Genomic DNA, 14,445 nt, shown 5'->3' with positions numbered 1-14,445 from the left:
GCATCGGGTAAAGTCTTGGAGGTTGGCGGCGCGAAAGTGCCACCACAACGGGGCTATAGCTCAGGCGGTTAGAGCGCTTCACTGATAATGAAGAGGTCCCAGGTTCAAGTCCTGGTAGCCCCACTCAGCGGACATCGTCCGCGGTACAAGCCCCGGGGCCTTAGCTCAGTTGGTAGAGCGCCTGCTTTGCAAGCAGGATGTCAGGAGTTCGAATCTCCTAGGCTCCACAGATACGACAAGCGCCGTCCCGCAGGGGCGGCGCTTTCGTTTCGAATCCTTCCGCCGCGTCGTAGGGTGAAGCATGGACCTGCGAGTGGCCGCCTACGCGGTCGTCATCGACGACGACGACCGCATGCTCCTCGCCCACTGGATCGAAGGCCGGCGGTCGGCATGGACGCTGCCGGGCGGCGGGCTCGAACCCGGCGAAGACCCCGAGCACGCCGCGCGCCGTGAGGTGCTCGAAGAGACCGGCTACCGCGTGAGCCTCGATGGCCTGCTCGGCATCCACTCCCGCGTCATCCCGGCGGGTCGACGTCTCGCAGCCGATGCCACCGAGCCGCTGCACACCCTGCGCATCGTCTACCGCGCGCGGGTGACAGGTGGCCGACTGCGCAACGAGGTCGATGGCTCCACCGATCGCGCGGAGTGGTTCCCGCTCGCCGAGGTGGAGACGCTCCAACGGGTGAAGCTGGTCGACATCGCGCTGGCGATGGACCGAGACCGCGATCAGGTCAGCTGACGGGCTGAAAGATGTCGGCGACGATCGCGCCGTAGGCGGCGATCAGATCGTCCGCCTCGACGAACAGACTGTAGCCGTGAGCACCGGCGCCCATCGCGATCCGCTCCCCCACGATGAGCTCGTCGGCGTAGACGGGCCAGTCGGTGGTGCTTCCGATCGGCACGATCGTGCCGCGCTCGTACCCCGTCGCTGCCAGGGCTCGCGCCGGGTCGGGCAGCTGCAGCTTGTTCACGCCGACGACGGCGCGCAGCTTCGGCCACGAGATCGCACGGTCGCCGGGAACGAGGGCGAACAGATAAGTGTCGTCGCTGCGCTTGACGACCAGCGTCTTGACGATGCTCGAGGCGGGGATGCCGAGCAGCTCTGCCGCCGCCGTCAGGCTGTCCGCCGCTGGCCGCTCCCGGATCTCGATGTCGAGATCACGGGCAGCGGCCGCGGCACGGACACGTTCTGTTGCGACGGATGCCGTGGGTTCAGGCATCCGGTGCGCGCAGCGGGTCGTCCGCCACCCACAGCTCGTCATCGGCGCGGAGCGTCTGCCATGCGGCGTAGAGCACGCCCACCGCGGCGGCGACGCCGAGGATGATCGCGATCACCCCGCCGGCGCCGATGCCCTGCTTCTGAGGCGGCGCACCGGCGAGGCGCGCCTGCAGCTTCTTGGCGGCGTCCTTCGAGTACTTGTTCGCGATCTTGGCGTACTTGTCGGAGTCGGGCATCGCGAGGCCCTTGCCCGCCGACAGGCGGTCGCGCGTCTCGGCGGCAGCATCCCACACCGACAGTGCGGATCCGACCACGGCACCCGCCGCGGGGACGATGCGGTCTTCGAGCACCCGCTTGGACACCTGCACGCCGCGGTCGACGTAGGGCGCCGCGTACTTGTCGTAGCCGGCCTGCACCTGGGGTGCGACCTGCTCGCGGTGGAAGTGGCCGAGCTGTCTGCTGGCCTCCCGCGCGACGGATGCGGCCTCACCGACCAGCACCTGCTGCGACTCCCACAGGTTGTTCGCCTGCGTCTGGAGCTTGCGGAGTTCCTTCTTGCGCTTGCGGCTGAGGCTCACGGTGCCCTCCCAATCGACCGGGGATCTGGTCTCCCCATCCTGCCAGACGTTATCCGAGACGGGAGAGGTTCGCAGGAACTCTGAAAGAATGGCATCATGCCGCTTCACACCGCTGTCGCCACCATCCACACGAATCACGGCGACATCGTCGTCAACCTGTTCGGCGATCACGCCCCTCGCACGGTCCAGAACTTCATCGGGCTCTCCGATGGCACGCAGGCCTGGACCCACCCCGCCACCGGCAAGCCTGGCGAAGGCCCCCTCTACACCGACGTCATCTTCCACCGCATCATCTCGGGCTTCATGATCCAGGGCGGCGACCCGCTCGGTCAGGGCGTCGGCGGCCCGGGCTACAACTTCAACGACGAGATCAGCCCCGAGCTGACCTTCACCGAGCCGTACAAGCTCGCCATGGCCAACGCCGGCCTGCGTCGCAACGCGATCACCGGCAAGGCCGAGGGCACCAACGGCTCGCAGTTCTTCATCACGGTTCCCGGTCAGGGCGGCCGCGGCCCCGAGTGGCTGCAGGGCAAGCACTCGATCTTCGGCGAGGTCGCCGACGACGCCTCGAAGGCCGTCGTCGACGCGATCGTCGAGGTTCCCACCGCAGCGGGCGATCGCCCCATCGAGCCGGTCGTCATCTCGTCGATCGACATCGTCACGGTCTGACACGCACGCCGCGCCGTGACCACCGACGCGTTCCGTCGCAACAGCGAGAACTTCTGCTACCGGCACCCTGACCGGCAGAGCTTCGTGCTCTGCCAGCGGTGCCTGCGCACGATCTGCCCCGAGTGCCAGACGCAGGCACCCGTGGGAGTCGTGTGCCCGGAGTGCCTGCGCGCGCAGCAGCAGGCCGCCACTCCGGCGCAGAAGAAGGCGGAACGCCGGTGGTCGCGGCCGCGCGCGCTCGCAACGACCTCCGGTCGTCCGATCGTCACCTACGCGATCATCGGGCTGACCGCGTTCGTGTATCTGCTGACGCTCATCCCGGGCATCGGCGACGCGATCAAGGATGCCTTCACCCTGTGGCCTCCCCTGCTCTACCCCGACCTGAGCGGCTTCTTCCAGCCGTGGCGCGTCTTCACCGTGGGCCTCGTGCACTCGAGCTTCTACCACGTGGGGCTCAACATGCTGGCGCTGTGGATGCTCGGGCGATCGCTCGAGCCGCTTCTCGGCCGGTGGCGGTTCCTCGCGCTCTATCTGCTCAGCATGCTGGGCGGCTCGGCCGCGGTCGCCGCACTCTCGTTCGGAACGCCCGTGGTCGGAGCATCCGGAGCGATCTTCGGCCTGTTCGGTGCGCTGCTGGTGATCGGCCGCCACATCGGCGCCAACGTCGCCGGCATCGCGATCGTGCTCGGCATCAACCTGGTGATCGGGTTCATCCCCGGGTTCAACGTCTCGTGGCAGGCGCACGTCGGCGGACTGGTGACCGGCGCCCTCGTCGGCCTCATCTACGCGCGCACCCGCTCGGTGCGCCGGCGCGCCCTGCAGATCTGGCTCCTGGTCGCCCTCACCGCTGTGCTGATCGGCGTGCTCGTCGTCGCTCCCCGCATCGTGTTCTGATCTCGTCCGGGAGTTATCCACAGGCTCATCCACAGGTGGGGAGAATCACACCCGTGTAATTCACAGGTGTTAACAACCCTGTTAAGAACCCTCGGCCAACAGAAAAGCCCCGGATCAACCGGGGCTTTTCGAGTCGAAGCGGGCGTCAGCGCCAGCGGGTGGTCATGAGGAAGCCGACGAACGCGATGCCGAAGCCGATCGCGAGGTTCCACGGGCCGATGCCCGGGATGGGGTACTGCGTGCCGCTCAGGTAGAAGACGAGCACCCATACCAATCCGACCAGCATCAGACCGACCATGATCGGCTTGAACCACACCGGGTTGGGCGCGGCTTCGCCCTCTGCGCGCTCGACCAGCGCGTCGTCATCCTTGCGTGCCATTCGGACAGTCTAACTGCCAGCGGAGTCCCACCCCACGCTGACTAGAATCACCCTGTGGAGGAATCTGTGGGGGTGGATTCTCCCGGACGCGGGGCGTCCCGGAGCGCCGCCGGCGATGACCGCCCACCGAGGCGGCGGACGTCGATCATCGGCGTCATCGGCGAGATCCTCATCACACTCGGCGTGATCACGCTGCTCTACGTCGTGTGGCAGCTCTGGGTCGGCGACCTCATCTACGGAGCCGAACGCAACGCCACCGGATCCGAGATCAGCCAGGAGTGGGCGCAGGAGTACTCCGCGACGCCGAGCCCCACGCCGACGCCGACAGCCGACGACACCGATCCGGTGACCGCTGAACCGGTGATCCTCGCCGAGCCCGCTGACACCGAGCTGTTCGGCGTGATGTACATCCCGCGGTTCGGTGCGGACTACCACGTTCCCATGGCGGGCGGTGTGACGCGCTCGGGCACACTCGACCCGATCGGCATCGGGCACTACCCCGGTACGAAGATGCCCGGCGAGGTCGGCAACTTCGCGGTCGCCGCCCATCGCACCACCTACGGCAAGCCGTTCAACCGCATCGCCGAGCTCCAGGTCGGCGACGCGATCGTGGTCGAGACCGAGGTCGGCTGGTACACCTACCGGTTCCGAACGCTCGAGTACGTGCAGCCCGATCAGGTCGAGGTGCTGCTGCCGGTGCCGCAGGCACCCGACGTGCCGCCCGGAACCCGGTACCTGACGATGACCAGCTGCAGCCCGATGTACTCGCTCGCCGAGCGCATCGTCGCCTACAGCGTGTTCGAATCGTTCACCCCCCGGTCGGCGGGCGCACCGCCGGCGATGACGGATGTGGAGGCCTGATGTACGCGGCATTGTGGCGGATCCTCCCGGGGCCGGTCTGGCTCCGCATCCTCTTCCTCATCGTGCTCGCCCTCGCGGTGCTGTACGGACTCGTCTTCTACGCCTTCCCGTGGGTGAGCCAGTTCGTCAACCCGCAGGAGGTCACCGTCGGCTGACGGTGACGACATGACCCGCATCCTCGTCGTCGACAACCACGACAGCTTCGTCTTCACCCTCATCGGGTATCTGCACGAGCTCGGGGCAGACACCGACGTCGTCGAGGCCGACGCGATCATCGACGTCGGCGAGGCGATCGCGGGCTACGCGGGAGTGCTCGTCTCGCCCGGCCCCGGCACACCTGCCGCGGCGGGAGCATCCGTCGCCGTGGTGCGTTCGTGCGCCGAACGACGGATGCCGCTCCTCGGCGTCTGTCTCGGCCATCAGGCGATCGCCGAGGCGTTCGGAGCGACGGTGTCGCACGCACCCGAGCTCATGCACGGCATGACCTCCCCGGTGCACCACGACGGCCGCAGCATCTACGCGGGCCTCCCCGACCCGTTCACCGCGACGCGGTACCACTCGCTCGCCGTGGAGCCGGCGTCGCTGCCTGACGCACTCGAGGTTGCGAGCAGCACCGCGGGCGGCGTGATCATGGGACTCCGGCATCGCGACCTGCCGATCGACGGCGTGCAGTTCCATCCCGAGAGCGTGCTCACCGAAGGCGGCTACCGCCTGCTCGGCAACTGGCTGTCATCGGTGGGCAGCCCGGGCGCGGCACCCCGCGGTGCACTCCTTCACCCGCACCGCGCCGGACGCGGCGCCGAGGGTCAGGGGCCCGTGCAGTAGGTCAGCGTGATCTCGGAGTGGATCGCCACATCGCCCACGAGCGACTGCTGGTGCACCGTCGTCGGTGACGTCGCGGTGCACGCGGCATCCTCTTCGGTCTTCACGGTCATGCCGTAGTCAGCCGATTCCAGCTCGGCTTTGGCGCTCTCGACCGTGTAGGTGACGGTGTAGTCCTTGACGGTCATCAGACCCGACGCCACGACGAGGTTCACCACGGTGCCCCGCGCCACCTCGCTGTCGGCGGTCTGGTCCGCGGTCATGACGGTGCCGGCGGCGAGGTCGGGGTCGTTGCGCTTGGTGACGGTGCCGAGCTGTAGCCCGGCCTCCTCGAGCGCGGCGGTCGCGGCATCCTGACCGAGTCCTTCGAGCACGGGAACGGTCGAGGTCTCCTGGCCGGTCGACACATAGACGCGAACCGTCTGCTCGGGGGTGACGGATGCCCCGGCCTCGGGGTCGGTGCGGATCACATCGCCCTCGGCGACGTCGGCGTTCTCCTCGTCGACCTGGAAGGCGGTGAGATCGTTCTTGCCGAGCTCTTCACTCGCCGTGGCGAACGTCATGCCGACGACGTTCGGCACGATGCGCGACGTGCTCGGCACCTCGGTGTCGACCGGGCGGATCGACAGCGTCCAGAACAGGATCGAGATGAGGAGCACGGCGAGCAGTCCCACCCCCGCCCAGATCCACGCGACCGGCGGACCGGACTGCGTGCGCTTCATCGTGGTGTCGGTGCTGAGCTGGCGGAGCGAGCGCGCGGTCTCGGCCGCCTGCTTCGGGTTCGGACCGTACAGCTCGCTGGTGAGCGCTCCCACCTGGCGCTTGGACGGAGAGCGTCCGTCCACCGTCGCATCGAGCGCCTCGCGGAAGGTCGCCGCATCCTGGAAGCGCTGGAACGGGTCCTTCGCCAGGGCGCGCAGTGCGACCGCGTCGAGCGAGCGGGGCACTCCCTCGCGCACCTCGGACGGCGCCAGCGGCGTCTCGCTCACGTGCTGGTAGGCCACCGCGACGGGCGACTCACCCCGGAAGGGCTGGCGGCCGGCGAGCAGCTCGTAGAGCACCACCCCCGCCGAGTACAGGTCGGCGCGGGCGTCGACCGGCTCGCCCTTGGCCTGCTCGGGCGAGAAGTAGGCCGCCGTGCCGAGGATCTGGGTGGTCTCGGCAACCGTCGACGAGCTGTCGGAGACGGCCCGGGCGATGCCGAAGTCCATCACCTTCACCTGGCCGGCGTCGGTGATCATCACGTTGCCGGGCTTGATGTCGCGGTGCACCACGCCGGCGCGATGGGAGTACTCGAGAGCCTCGAGGATGCCGTCGACGTAGCGCACCGAGTCGGCCACCGGAACCGGGCCCTCGGCGATCACGTCTTTGAGGAGGCGCCCCTTGACCAGCTCCATCACGATGAACGGGACAGCGCGGACGGTGCCCTCGGGCGTCGTCTCGGAGTCCTCCCCCGCGTCGAACACGCGGACGATCGTCGGATGCGCCATCCGTGATGCCGCCTGCGCCTCGAGGCGGAACCGGGTGCGGAACGCGTTGTCGCCTGCGAGGTCGCGGTCGAGGATCTTGATGGCGACCTCGCGACCGAGCGTGAGGTCGCGTCCGCGGTACACGCTGGCCATGCCACCGCGACCGATGGGCTCGTCGATGCGGTAGCGCCCCGACAGCACGCGCGGCTCAGCGGTCACAGTATCTCCCTGCGTGGAACAACAGCCAGACTAGCCGAGTGCGGCGACGGTGCTCGTCGCACTCGGCTCAGTCGAGGCGTGCGGCGGGCTCAGCCGTTGCCGCTGCCCGAATCGTCTCCGCCGCCCTCACCCGAGCCGTCGCCGCCCTCACCTGAGTTGTCCTCGGCCGGGGCGACGATCGCAGCGGTGACCTCAGACGAGGCCGGCGAGGTGCGGGCACCCGAGGGTCCGCCCGAGCAGGTCACGGTGTACGACACCACGACCGACCCGGAGGTCGACGTGGTCGGAACGGTGACGACCGCCGGGGCCTGGGCGAGCGTGAACGACGACGTCGACTGGCCGTTGGCGAATGTGCCGTTGGATGCCGTGAAGTCGTACGAGCTCGGCGAGCCCTCGCCCGCGGGGCACGCGTACCCGGTCCAGCTGACCTGGACCGTGCCGCCCGGCTCGACCTCCGTCGCGCTCAGCGTCGGCGCCGTCGGTGCCTCCAGTGCGGTCTGGTCGCCGTAGGCGAGCATCGTGATCGTGGCGCCCGCGACGACGTTGCCGGTGGGGTCGACGTTGTACACGAGGCCCACGTCATCGGCCGTCGGGGCCGCCGCGCCTGCGGAGCAGCTGGCGACGAGGTCGGCGCCCTCGACGATGCCGCGGGCTTCGTCGCAGGTCTTGCCGACGAGCCCGAGGTCGTTGACGTTGATGCGCTCCTCGGTCGGCGTGGGCGTCGGCGTGTCGGTCGGCGTCGGCGTCGGCGTCGGCGTGTCGCGCGGGGTCGACGTGGAAGCCGTGGGCTCCTCGCCGCCCTGGTTCGCGACGATCGCGGCGATGGTGCCGCCGAGAACGAGCAGCAGCAGGATGATGAGCGCGATGAGCGGCCACGTCCAGGGGCTGCGCTTCTTCTTCTCGGGCGTCTCCTCGGCCTCGCCGTCGGGCGCGGGCAGGAGCTGCGTCGCCGCAGCCGTCGACCCCGCCGAGGTGAGCAGGCGCGTCACATCGTCGGATGCGACGACGCCGGCGGCGACAGCGGGCACAGCGGCGGCCGCAGCCGTCACGTCGCCGCGACGGAGCGCCGTGGCGGCGCGCGCGACGGCGGCGGCCGACGTCGGACGCTCCTCGGGCTTCTTGGCGATCATCGCCATGATGAGGTTCTGCACCGGCTCGGCGACGGTCGGCGGCAGCGGCGGGGGCTGCTCGTTGATCTGCGCCATCGCGATGGCCACCTGCGACTCGCCCGTGAACGGACGCTTGCCCGCGACGGACTCGTACGCGACGATGCCGAGCGAGTAGATGTCGGTCGCCGGCGACGCGGGGTGACCCGAGGCCTGCTCGGGCGACAGGTACTGCACGGTGCCCATGACCTGGCCGGTCGCGGTCAGCGGAACCTGGTCGGCGATGCGCGCGATGCCGAAGTCGGTGATCTTCACCCGTCCGTCGGGCGTGATCAGCAGGTTGCCCGGCTTGATGTCGCGGTGCACGAGCCCGGCCGCGTGGGCGGCCTGCAAGGCAGCGGAGGTCTGCGCGACGATGTCGAGCGTCTTGTCGGTCGACAGTGAGGTGTCGCGCTCGAGGATGGTCGACAGGGCTTCGCCGGGGACGAGCTCCATGACGAGGAAGGCGCTGCCGTTCTCCTCGCCGTAGTCGAACACGCTGGCGATGCCCTCGTGGTTGACGAGCGCGGCGTGGCGGGCCTCGGCGCGGAAGCGCTCGAGGAACCCGGGGTCGCCCATGTACTCGTCTTTGAGGATCTTGATCGCGACCGTCCGTCCGATGACGTGGTCGGTCGCCTCCCACACCTCGCCCATACCGCCGATCGCGATCCGCGAATCGAGCTCGTAACGGCCGCCGAAGGTCACACCCTGCGTCGGTCTCATCTCGTCAGCACCGCCTCCATGACCTTCTTCGCGATCGGAGCCGCGATTGTGTTCCCACTGCCAGACTGCCCCTGCCCACCGCCGTCTTCGACCACGACCGCGACGGCGACTTCGGGGTCGTCGGCGGGGGCGAACCCGGTGAACCAGAGTGTGTACGGATCGTCCGTGCCGTTCTCAGAGGTTCCGGTCTTTCCGGCCACGTCGACCCCGTCTATTCTTGCACCCGACGCCGCCCCGTCACTGACATTGGCGACCATCATCGACACCATCTCCTCGGCCAGATCACGGTCGAGCGCGCGGGAGAATTCGCTGCTGTCGAACGTCTGCTGCACCGACAGGTCGGCGCCGATGACGCGATCGAGCATCTGCGGGTTCATGACCACGCCGTCGTTCGCGATGCCCGCCGAGACCATCGCCATCTGCAGCGGCGTGGCGATGACCTGACCCTGACCGAACCCGGTGAGGGCGGTCTGGGCGTCGTCGAGCGCACGCGGGTACGTCGAGGGCGTCGAGACCAGCGGCATCTCGAACGACGTGTTGAAGCCGTACTTCTCGGCCTCTTCGCGGATCGCGTCGTCACCCAGCTCCACCGCGAGCTCGGCGAAGGGGATGTTGCAGCTGAGGCGCAGGGCGTCGGCGATCGTCACCGTCGAACCCGAGCCGCAGGTGCCGCCGCTGGCGTTGTGCACGATGCTCGACGACTGGGGCAGCTGGTACTGGGCCGGGTTCGGCAGGGTCGACTCGGGGGTGTAGTCGCCCGATGCCAGCGCGGCCGAGGCGACCACGAGCTTGAACGTCGACCCCGGCGGGTTGAGGTCGCCGGCGATGGCGCGGTTCGACAGCGGCTTGCCGGCATCCGCCTCGAGGGCGTCGTAGACGGCGTTGACCTCGTCGGTGGCGTGCGAGGCGAGCAGGTTCGTGTCGTAGCTCGGGCTCGTGACCATCGCGAGGATGCGCCCGGTGTCGGGCTCGATCGCGATCACCGCGCCGGTGAGGTCGCCGAGCGCCTCGTAGGCGGCCTGCTGCACGGCGGGGTCGAGCGTGAGCACCACGTTCGAGCCGCGCGGCTGCTGGCCGGTGACGATGCGCTCGATGCGCTGCAGGAACTGCGAGCTCGCGGTGCCGCTGAGCACCCCGTTCATCGCCTGCTCGATCCCGCGTGACGAGTCGAGCGCCGGGTTGATGAATCCGGTGACCGGCGCCCACATGTCGCCGTCGGTGTACACCCGCTGCCAGCTGTACAGGTCGTTCGAGGGCACCGACGACGCGATCGCCGAGCCGCCGACGATGATCGACCCGCGCTGCACCTCGTACGAGTCGTACAGGGCGCGCCGGTTCGCCTCGTTCGCCGACAGCTCGTCGGCGTGCACGACCTGGATCCAGCTCACCGCGCCGAACAGGGCCAAGAACATGGCGAGCATGAGGATGCTGATGCGCCGGAGCTCTTTCGTCATCAGCCGATCACCGCCCGGGGGCGTGTGCGCACGGCATCCGAGATGCGCAGCAGCAGTGCCACGATGATCCAGTTCGCCACGAGCGACGAGCCGCCGGCCGCGAGGAACGGGGTGGTGAGACCGGTGAGCGGGATCAGCCGGGTCACGCCGCCGACCATGATGAACACCTGCAGGGCGAGGGTGAACGACAGCCCGGTGGCGAGGAGCTTGCCGAAGTCGTCCTGCCCGGCGAGCCCGATGCGGATGCCGCGGCTGGCGAGCACCATGTACAGCGCCAGGATCGCGAACAGCCCCACGAGGCCGAGCTCCTCGCCGAGGCTCGGGAAGATGTAGTCGCTCTCGGCGACGGGCGTGAGGTACGGGCGGCCGAGGCCGAGTCCTGTTCCGATGAGTCCGCCCTGGGCCATGCCGAAGAGGCCGTTGACGAGCTGGTAGCTGCTGTTGTCCATGAGCGCCGGGTTGAAGGCATCCAGCCAGTTCGTGAACCGGCCCTGCACGTACGGCAGCAGACGCGTCGCGAGGAAGGCGCCGACTGCCACGAGCAGCAGGCCGATGAGCACCCAGCTCGTCTTGCTCGTGGCGACGTAGAGCATGGCGACGAACATGCCGAAGATGAGGAGGCCGGTGCCGAGGTCGCGCTGCATCACGATGATGCCGAGCGAGACGAGCCAGATCACCAGCAGCGGGCCGAGCTCGCGCGCCCGCGGCCAGGTCAGGCCGAGGAATCGCGTGCCCGTCGAGGTGAGACTCTCACGGGTGCGCACCAGGTAGCCGGCGAAGAAGATGCCGAGGCAGATCTTGGCGAGCTCGCCCGGCTGGAAGGAGAAGAACCCGAGACGCACCCACACGTCGGCGTTCGCATCGGTGCCGAGGCCCGGGATGACCGGCAGGATCAGCAGGAGGATGCCGATGAACCCGAAGATGTACGTGTAGCGGAAGAGCACCCGGTAGTTGCGCAGGAACATCACCACGACGATGGCGAGCACGAGGGCGATGGCCGCCCACGCCAGCTGTCGTGCGGAATAGGCATCCCACCCGTGCCGGTCCCAATGCAGGTCGAGGCGATAGATCTGGGCGATGCCCAGGCCGCTCAGCAGGGTCGCGATCGGCACCAGGAACGGGTCGGCGTCCCGCGCGCGCAGGCGCAGCACGATGTGCAGCGCGATGATCAGCGCGCTCGGGCCGCCGCAGTAGACCAGGAACGTCCAGTCGATCGCGTCGTTGACGCCGAGCTGCACCAGCGCGACGGCGGCGGCGTTGATCGCGAAGGCGAACAGCAGCAGCACGAGTTCGCGGTTGCGCAGCGTCTGGGGCGTGCGGATGCGGCGGAGCGCGCGCACCACGGCGGTGTCGGTCGACACGTCGCCGGTCTGCGTGTTCGTCGGCGTGCTCATCCGCCTCCTCCCGCGAGTTCGCTGATGTCGGCGACGATACGGCGCGCGTCTGAGAGGGAGCTCGCCGAGATGGTCTGCTGCACCGTGGCGCGAGCGAAGTCCGACAGCGAGTCGAGCGGGATCCCGGTGTCTTCGTACGGGGTCGAGAGCGTGATCGGACCGATGTTCTGCTGCGTGCCCTGGAAGATGACGACAGTGTCCTCGTCGGCGCCGACGAAGTACCGGGTCTGCGTGAACTGGTACCCGAGCCACAGTCCGCCCGCGATCAGGCCGAGCACGACCACGATGCCGACGATCCAGCCGACCCGGCGGCGCCGTGCCCGACGCTTGTCCTCTTCGATGAGCTCTTCGAGGAACTGGGGCGCGGGCTCGAAGTGCGTCGGCTCGTTCGCCGCCTGCCGCCCGGGGTGCAGCCAGCTGGTGCGACCGGGGCGTGCGGCGGGGACGTCGACCCCGTCGGGGTTCGAGGCGGAGCCGACGATCGTGGGGGTGCCCGAGAACAGCGGGTGCGCCCCGCCGACATCGACGATGACGATCGTGACGTTGTCGGGTGCGCCGCCGTCGAGCGCCTGCTTGAGCAGCGCGTCGGCAGTGCGCCCCGGAGCCATGCCCTGCGCGAGGGCCTTCGTGGTGTGCGGGTCGTCGACCACGCCAGACAGTCCGTCGGAGCACAGCAGCCAGCGGTCACCGGGCCGCGTCGGCATGATGAACGTGTCGACCTCGGGCTCGGGGTCCATGTCGCCGAGCACCCGCATGAGCACCGAGCGGCGCGGGTGGTAGCGCGCCTCTTCGGGCGTGATGCGACCGGAGTCCACGAGGCGCTGCACGAAGGTGTGGTCGGTCGTGATCTGGGTGAGCGACCCATCGCGGAAGAGGTAGATGCGCGAATCGCCGATGTGCGCGATCACCGCGTAGTCGTCGACCATCACCAGCGCGCTGACGGTCGTGCCCATGCCGGCGAGCTCGGGGCGGTCGTGCACCGTGTCGATCAGCTGGACGGCGGTGTCGGAGATGGCGTCGCGGAGCGACCGCTCTGCCGCGGCGGTCGACTCGTACGGCTGGTCGAGCTGCTCCAGCCGGTGCACCGCGATGCTCGACGCCACATCGCCGCCGGCGTGACCGCCCATGCCGTCGGCGACGGCGAACAGGTTCGAGCCGGCGTAGCCGGAGTCCTGGTTGTTGGAGCGGACCTTGCCGGTATGCGAGATCGCAACGCTCGAGCCTTGGAAGACCATCGGGGCGGGGCCGTTACTTCCGCAGCTCGAAGGTGGTGGCGCCGACCTTGATCGGTGCGCCGATGGCGACGGCCGTCGGCGCGGCGACACGGGCGCCGTCGTGCCACGTGCCGTTGGTCGAGTCGAGGTCCTGGATCATCCACTGGTCGCCCCACAGCACGAGCCGCGCGTGGTGGCTCGAGGTGTAGTCGTCGCGGATGACGAGACCGGACTCGCTCGATCGCCCGATGGTCAGCGGGTCGGTTCCGAGGGTCAGCTCGAGCCCGGCCTTCGGCCCGCTGGTGATGACGATGCGCGACACGGACGACGTGGTCGCGGCGCCGCCCTTCGCCGGTGGCGCCGGGGCTGCTGCGACGACCGGCGCGGTCGCGTCGGACTGCGCCCGCGCGGGGGCGGCAGCGGCGGGGGCGGCAGCCGCGGCCTCCGGGAGCTTGCGCGCCTTCACGCCGAACAGGTCGGCGCGCAGCGAGTAGACCACGGCGAACACGAAGCCCCACAGCAGCACGAGGAAGCCGATGCGCAGGAGCAGGAGGGTGAGCTCGCTCACGCCGATCCACCTCCGTCGCGGATGTCGAAGATGCGGGTGGCGTCGTCGGCCGACATCGTCGGCTTCGGCGGGGCCGACTGCGCGATGACGTGGAAGACGATGTCGGTGCGCCCGATGGTGACGGTCGAGTCCGGCGGCAGTGCGGCCTCGGTGACCTTGTTCCCGTCGAGCTTGGTGCCGTTCGTCGAGTTCATGTCGCGCACCATCGCACGCGTGCCGTCCCACAGGATCTCGACGTGCCGCCGGCTGGTGCCGGCATCGGCGATGGTGATGTCGGCGTCGCTGCCCCGGCCGATCACGGTGCGGGCCTTGACGAGCGGATGCCGCTTGCCGGCGATGTCGACGACACCGCGCCACGACACGCTGCCGCCCTGGCCGGTTGCCGAGTCCACGCGCAGCGTGCCGGTCGACAGCTGCTCGTCGCGCGTGACGGTGATCGAGACGGGGCCGGGGAACGAGTACCCCTGGGCCTTGGCGTGCTGGTGCACCAGGGTGTCGAGCTCGTGCGTCAGCGCTCCCCCGAGTCGCGCCATGTTCTCCTCGTCGGCCGGTGACAGCCGCACGGTGAACGTGTTGGGCGCGAGGATGCGATCGCGGCTCACGACCGCGGCCTTCTTGTCGAGCTCGCTGCGCAGCGCCGCGGCGATCTCCACGGGCTGGATGCCGCTGCGGAAGGTCTTCGCGAACGCGCTGTTCACAGCGCGTTCGAGACCTTTCTCGAAGCTGTCAAGTAGTCCCACGGGGCTCCTCGGACGGGGGGTGCCGGTTGGTACATGCTAGTTGCACACACTGAATCACCCGCGAACCGCGGGCGCGAACCGCCGATTCGGGGTGCGC

General features: G+C 69.1%; 16 protein-coding genes and 2 tRNA genes. 8 read left to right on the top strand and 10 right to left on the bottom strand.

The features are described from left to right. The first annotated feature begins 49 nt into the window (after window positions 1-49). From JOD63_RS14635 to JOD63_RS14625, 3 genes are all read left to right on the top strand, one after another. A tRNA-Ile gene (locus JOD63_RS14635) sits at window positions 50-123 on the top strand. Window positions 124-154: 31 nt separating this feature from the next. Then, a tRNA-Ala gene (locus JOD63_RS14630) sits at window positions 155-227 on the top strand. Between the two features lie 74 nt (window positions 228-301). Then, window positions 302-739, top strand: a complete 438-nt coding sequence (locus JOD63_RS14625) for an NUDIX hydrolase (protein WP_045276618.1) — start codon at window positions 302-304, stop codon at window positions 737-739. Here JOD63_RS14625 and JOD63_RS14620 read toward each other — a convergent pair. Together JOD63_RS14620 and JOD63_RS14615 are read right to left on the bottom strand one after the other, a co-directional pair. Next, window positions 732-1,220 (bottom strand): aminoacyl-tRNA deacylase, encoded by a 489-nt coding sequence (locus tag JOD63_RS14620; RefSeq protein ID WP_045276619.1) that lies wholly within the window; start codon window positions 1,218-1,220, stop codon window positions 732-734. The genes JOD63_RS14625 and JOD63_RS14620 overlap by 8 nt on opposite strands. Further along, window positions 1,213-1,797, bottom strand: a complete 585-nt coding sequence (locus JOD63_RS14615) for a hypothetical protein (protein WP_045276620.1) — start codon at window positions 1,795-1,797, stop codon at window positions 1,213-1,215. The genes JOD63_RS14620 and JOD63_RS14615 overlap by 8 nt, the downstream gene beginning before the upstream one ends. A gap of 96 nt (window positions 1,798-1,893) precedes the next feature. Here JOD63_RS14615 and JOD63_RS14610 point away from each other — a divergent pair, with 96 nt between their 5' ends. Together JOD63_RS14610 and JOD63_RS14605 are read left to right on the top strand one after the other, a co-directional pair. Beyond that, window positions 1,894-2,466 carry a peptidylprolyl isomerase gene (locus JOD63_RS14610; RefSeq protein WP_045276621.1) on the top strand — a complete coding sequence of 191 codons (573 nt, stop codon included), beginning with the start codon at window positions 1,894-1,896 and terminating at the stop codon, window positions 2,464-2,466. Between the two features lie 15 nt (window positions 2,467-2,481). Next, window positions 2,482-3,360, top strand: coding sequence for a rhomboid family intramembrane serine protease (locus JOD63_RS14605; RefSeq protein ID WP_045276622.1), 879 nt, complete (start codon window positions 2,482-2,484; stop codon window positions 3,358-3,360). A gap of 145 nt (window positions 3,361-3,505) precedes the next feature. Here JOD63_RS14605 and JOD63_RS14600 read toward each other — a convergent pair whose 3' ends face one another. Then, window positions 3,506-3,739, bottom strand: a complete 234-nt coding sequence (locus JOD63_RS14600; RefSeq protein ID WP_045276623.1) for a cell division protein CrgA — start codon at window positions 3,737-3,739, stop codon at window positions 3,506-3,508. 147 nt (window positions 3,740-3,886) lie between these two features. On the opposite strand from JOD63_RS14600, the gene JOD63_RS14595 reads away from it, so the two are divergent. The 3 genes from JOD63_RS14595 to JOD63_RS14585 are packed head-to-tail and all read left to right on the top strand — an operon-like array spanning window position 3,887 to window position 5,425. Beyond that, window positions 3,887-4,600, top strand: coding sequence for a class E sortase (locus tag JOD63_RS14595; protein ID WP_084613699.1), 714 nt, complete (start codon window positions 3,887-3,889; stop codon window positions 4,598-4,600). Further along, window positions 4,600-4,755, top strand: coding sequence for a hypothetical protein (locus JOD63_RS14590; protein WP_045276625.1), 156 nt, complete (start codon window positions 4,600-4,602; stop codon window positions 4,753-4,755). Before JOD63_RS14595 ends, JOD63_RS14590 begins: the two co-directional genes overlap by 1 nt. 10 nt (window positions 4,756-4,765) lie before the next feature. Beyond that, window positions 4,766-5,425 carry a glutamine amidotransferase-related protein gene (locus JOD63_RS14585; RefSeq protein WP_045276626.1) on the top strand — a complete coding sequence of 220 codons (660 nt, stop codon included), beginning with the start codon at window positions 4,766-4,768 and terminating at the stop codon, window positions 5,423-5,425. On the opposite strand, the gene pknB is transcribed toward JOD63_RS14585, so the two are convergent. The 7 genes from pknB to JOD63_RS14550 form a co-directional block, all read right to left on the bottom strand. Next, entirely contained in the window at window positions 5,407-7,110 is a 1,704-nt protein-coding gene (pknB, locus tag JOD63_RS14580) for a Stk1 family PASTA domain-containing Ser/Thr kinase (RefSeq protein ID WP_084613662.1), read from the bottom strand. The genes JOD63_RS14585 and pknB overlap by 19 nt on opposite strands. Before the next feature lie 89 nt (window positions 7,111-7,199). Further along, a complete protein-coding gene (locus JOD63_RS14575; RefSeq protein ID WP_045276627.1) occupies window positions 7,200-8,978 on the bottom strand; it encodes a serine/threonine-protein kinase in 1,779 nt (592 codons plus the stop codon). After that, window positions 8,975-10,432 carry a peptidoglycan D,D-transpeptidase FtsI family protein gene (locus JOD63_RS14570; protein ID WP_045276628.1) on the bottom strand — a complete coding sequence of 486 codons (1,458 nt, stop codon included), beginning with the start codon at window positions 10,430-10,432 and terminating at the stop codon, window positions 8,975-8,977. Before JOD63_RS14570 ends, JOD63_RS14575 begins: the two co-directional genes overlap by 4 nt. Then, complete coding sequence (locus JOD63_RS14565; protein WP_045276629.1) at window positions 10,432-11,826, bottom strand: FtsW/RodA/SpoVE family cell cycle protein; 1,395 nt, start codon at window positions 11,824-11,826, stop codon at window positions 10,432-10,434. Before JOD63_RS14565 ends, JOD63_RS14570 begins: the two co-directional genes overlap by 1 nt. Further along, window positions 11,823-13,061 (bottom strand): PP2C family protein-serine/threonine phosphatase, encoded by a 1,239-nt coding sequence (locus JOD63_RS14560; RefSeq protein WP_045276630.1) that lies wholly within the window; start codon window positions 13,059-13,061, stop codon window positions 11,823-11,825. Before JOD63_RS14560 ends, JOD63_RS14565 begins: the two co-directional genes overlap by 4 nt. Before the next feature lie 13 nt (window positions 13,062-13,074). Beyond that, entirely contained in the window at window positions 13,075-13,608 is a 534-nt protein-coding gene (locus JOD63_RS14555; RefSeq protein WP_045276631.1) for an FHA domain-containing protein FhaB/FipA, read from the bottom strand. After that, window positions 13,605-14,348 (bottom strand): FhaA domain-containing protein, encoded by a 744-nt coding sequence (locus JOD63_RS14550; RefSeq protein ID WP_045276632.1) that lies wholly within the window; start codon window positions 14,346-14,348, stop codon window positions 13,605-13,607. The genes JOD63_RS14555 and JOD63_RS14550 overlap by 4 nt, the downstream gene beginning before the upstream one ends. Window positions 14,349-14,445 lie beyond the last annotated feature (97 nt).

The organism is Microbacterium terrae, assembly GCF_017831975.1.
GTDB classification, from domain to species: domain Bacteria; phylum Actinomycetota; class Actinomycetes; order Actinomycetales; family Microbacteriaceae; genus Microbacterium; species Microbacterium terrae.
The sequence above is the reverse complement of the archived record's forward strand: the minus strand, read 5'-3'. Positions and strand labels throughout refer to the sequence as shown.

What these genes read in the sequence shown, in the direction of transcription:
- JOD63_RS14625 (WP_045276618.1), top strand. Translation starts at nt 302, where the DNA reads ATGGACCTGCGAGTGGCCGCCTACGCGGTCGTCATCGACGACGACGAC.
- JOD63_RS14620 (WP_045276619.1), bottom strand. Translation starts at nt 1,220, where the DNA reads ATGCCTGAACCCACGGCATCCGTCGCAACAGAACGTGTCCGTGCCGCG.
- JOD63_RS14610 (WP_045276621.1), top strand. Translation starts at nt 1,894, where the DNA reads ATGCCGCTTCACACCGCTGTCGCCACCATCCACACGAATCACGGCGAC.
- JOD63_RS14600 (WP_045276623.1), bottom strand. Translation starts at nt 3,739, where the DNA reads ATGGCACGCAAGGATGACGACGCGCTGGTCGAGCGCGCAGAGGGCGAA.
- JOD63_RS14590 (WP_045276625.1), top strand. Translation starts at nt 4,600, where the DNA reads ATGTACGCGGCATTGTGGCGGATCCTCCCGGGGCCGGTCTGGCTCCGC.
- JOD63_RS14585 (WP_045276626.1), top strand. Translation starts at nt 4,766, where the DNA reads ATGACCCGCATCCTCGTCGTCGACAACCACGACAGCTTCGTCTTCACC.
- JOD63_RS14575 (WP_045276627.1), bottom strand. Translation starts at nt 8,978, where the DNA reads ATGAGACCGACGCAGGGTGTGACCTTCGGCGGCCGTTACGAGCTCGAT.
- JOD63_RS14570 (WP_045276628.1), bottom strand. Translation starts at nt 10,432, where the DNA reads ATGACGAAAGAGCTCCGGCGCATCAGCATCCTCATGCTCGCCATGTTC.
- JOD63_RS14565 (WP_045276629.1), bottom strand. Translation starts at nt 11,826, where the DNA reads ATGAGCACGCCGACGAACACGCAGACCGGCGACGTGTCGACCGACACC.
- JOD63_RS14560 (WP_045276630.1), bottom strand. Translation starts at nt 13,061, where the DNA reads ATGGTCTTCCAAGGCTCGAGCGTTGCGATCTCGCATACCGGCAAGGTC.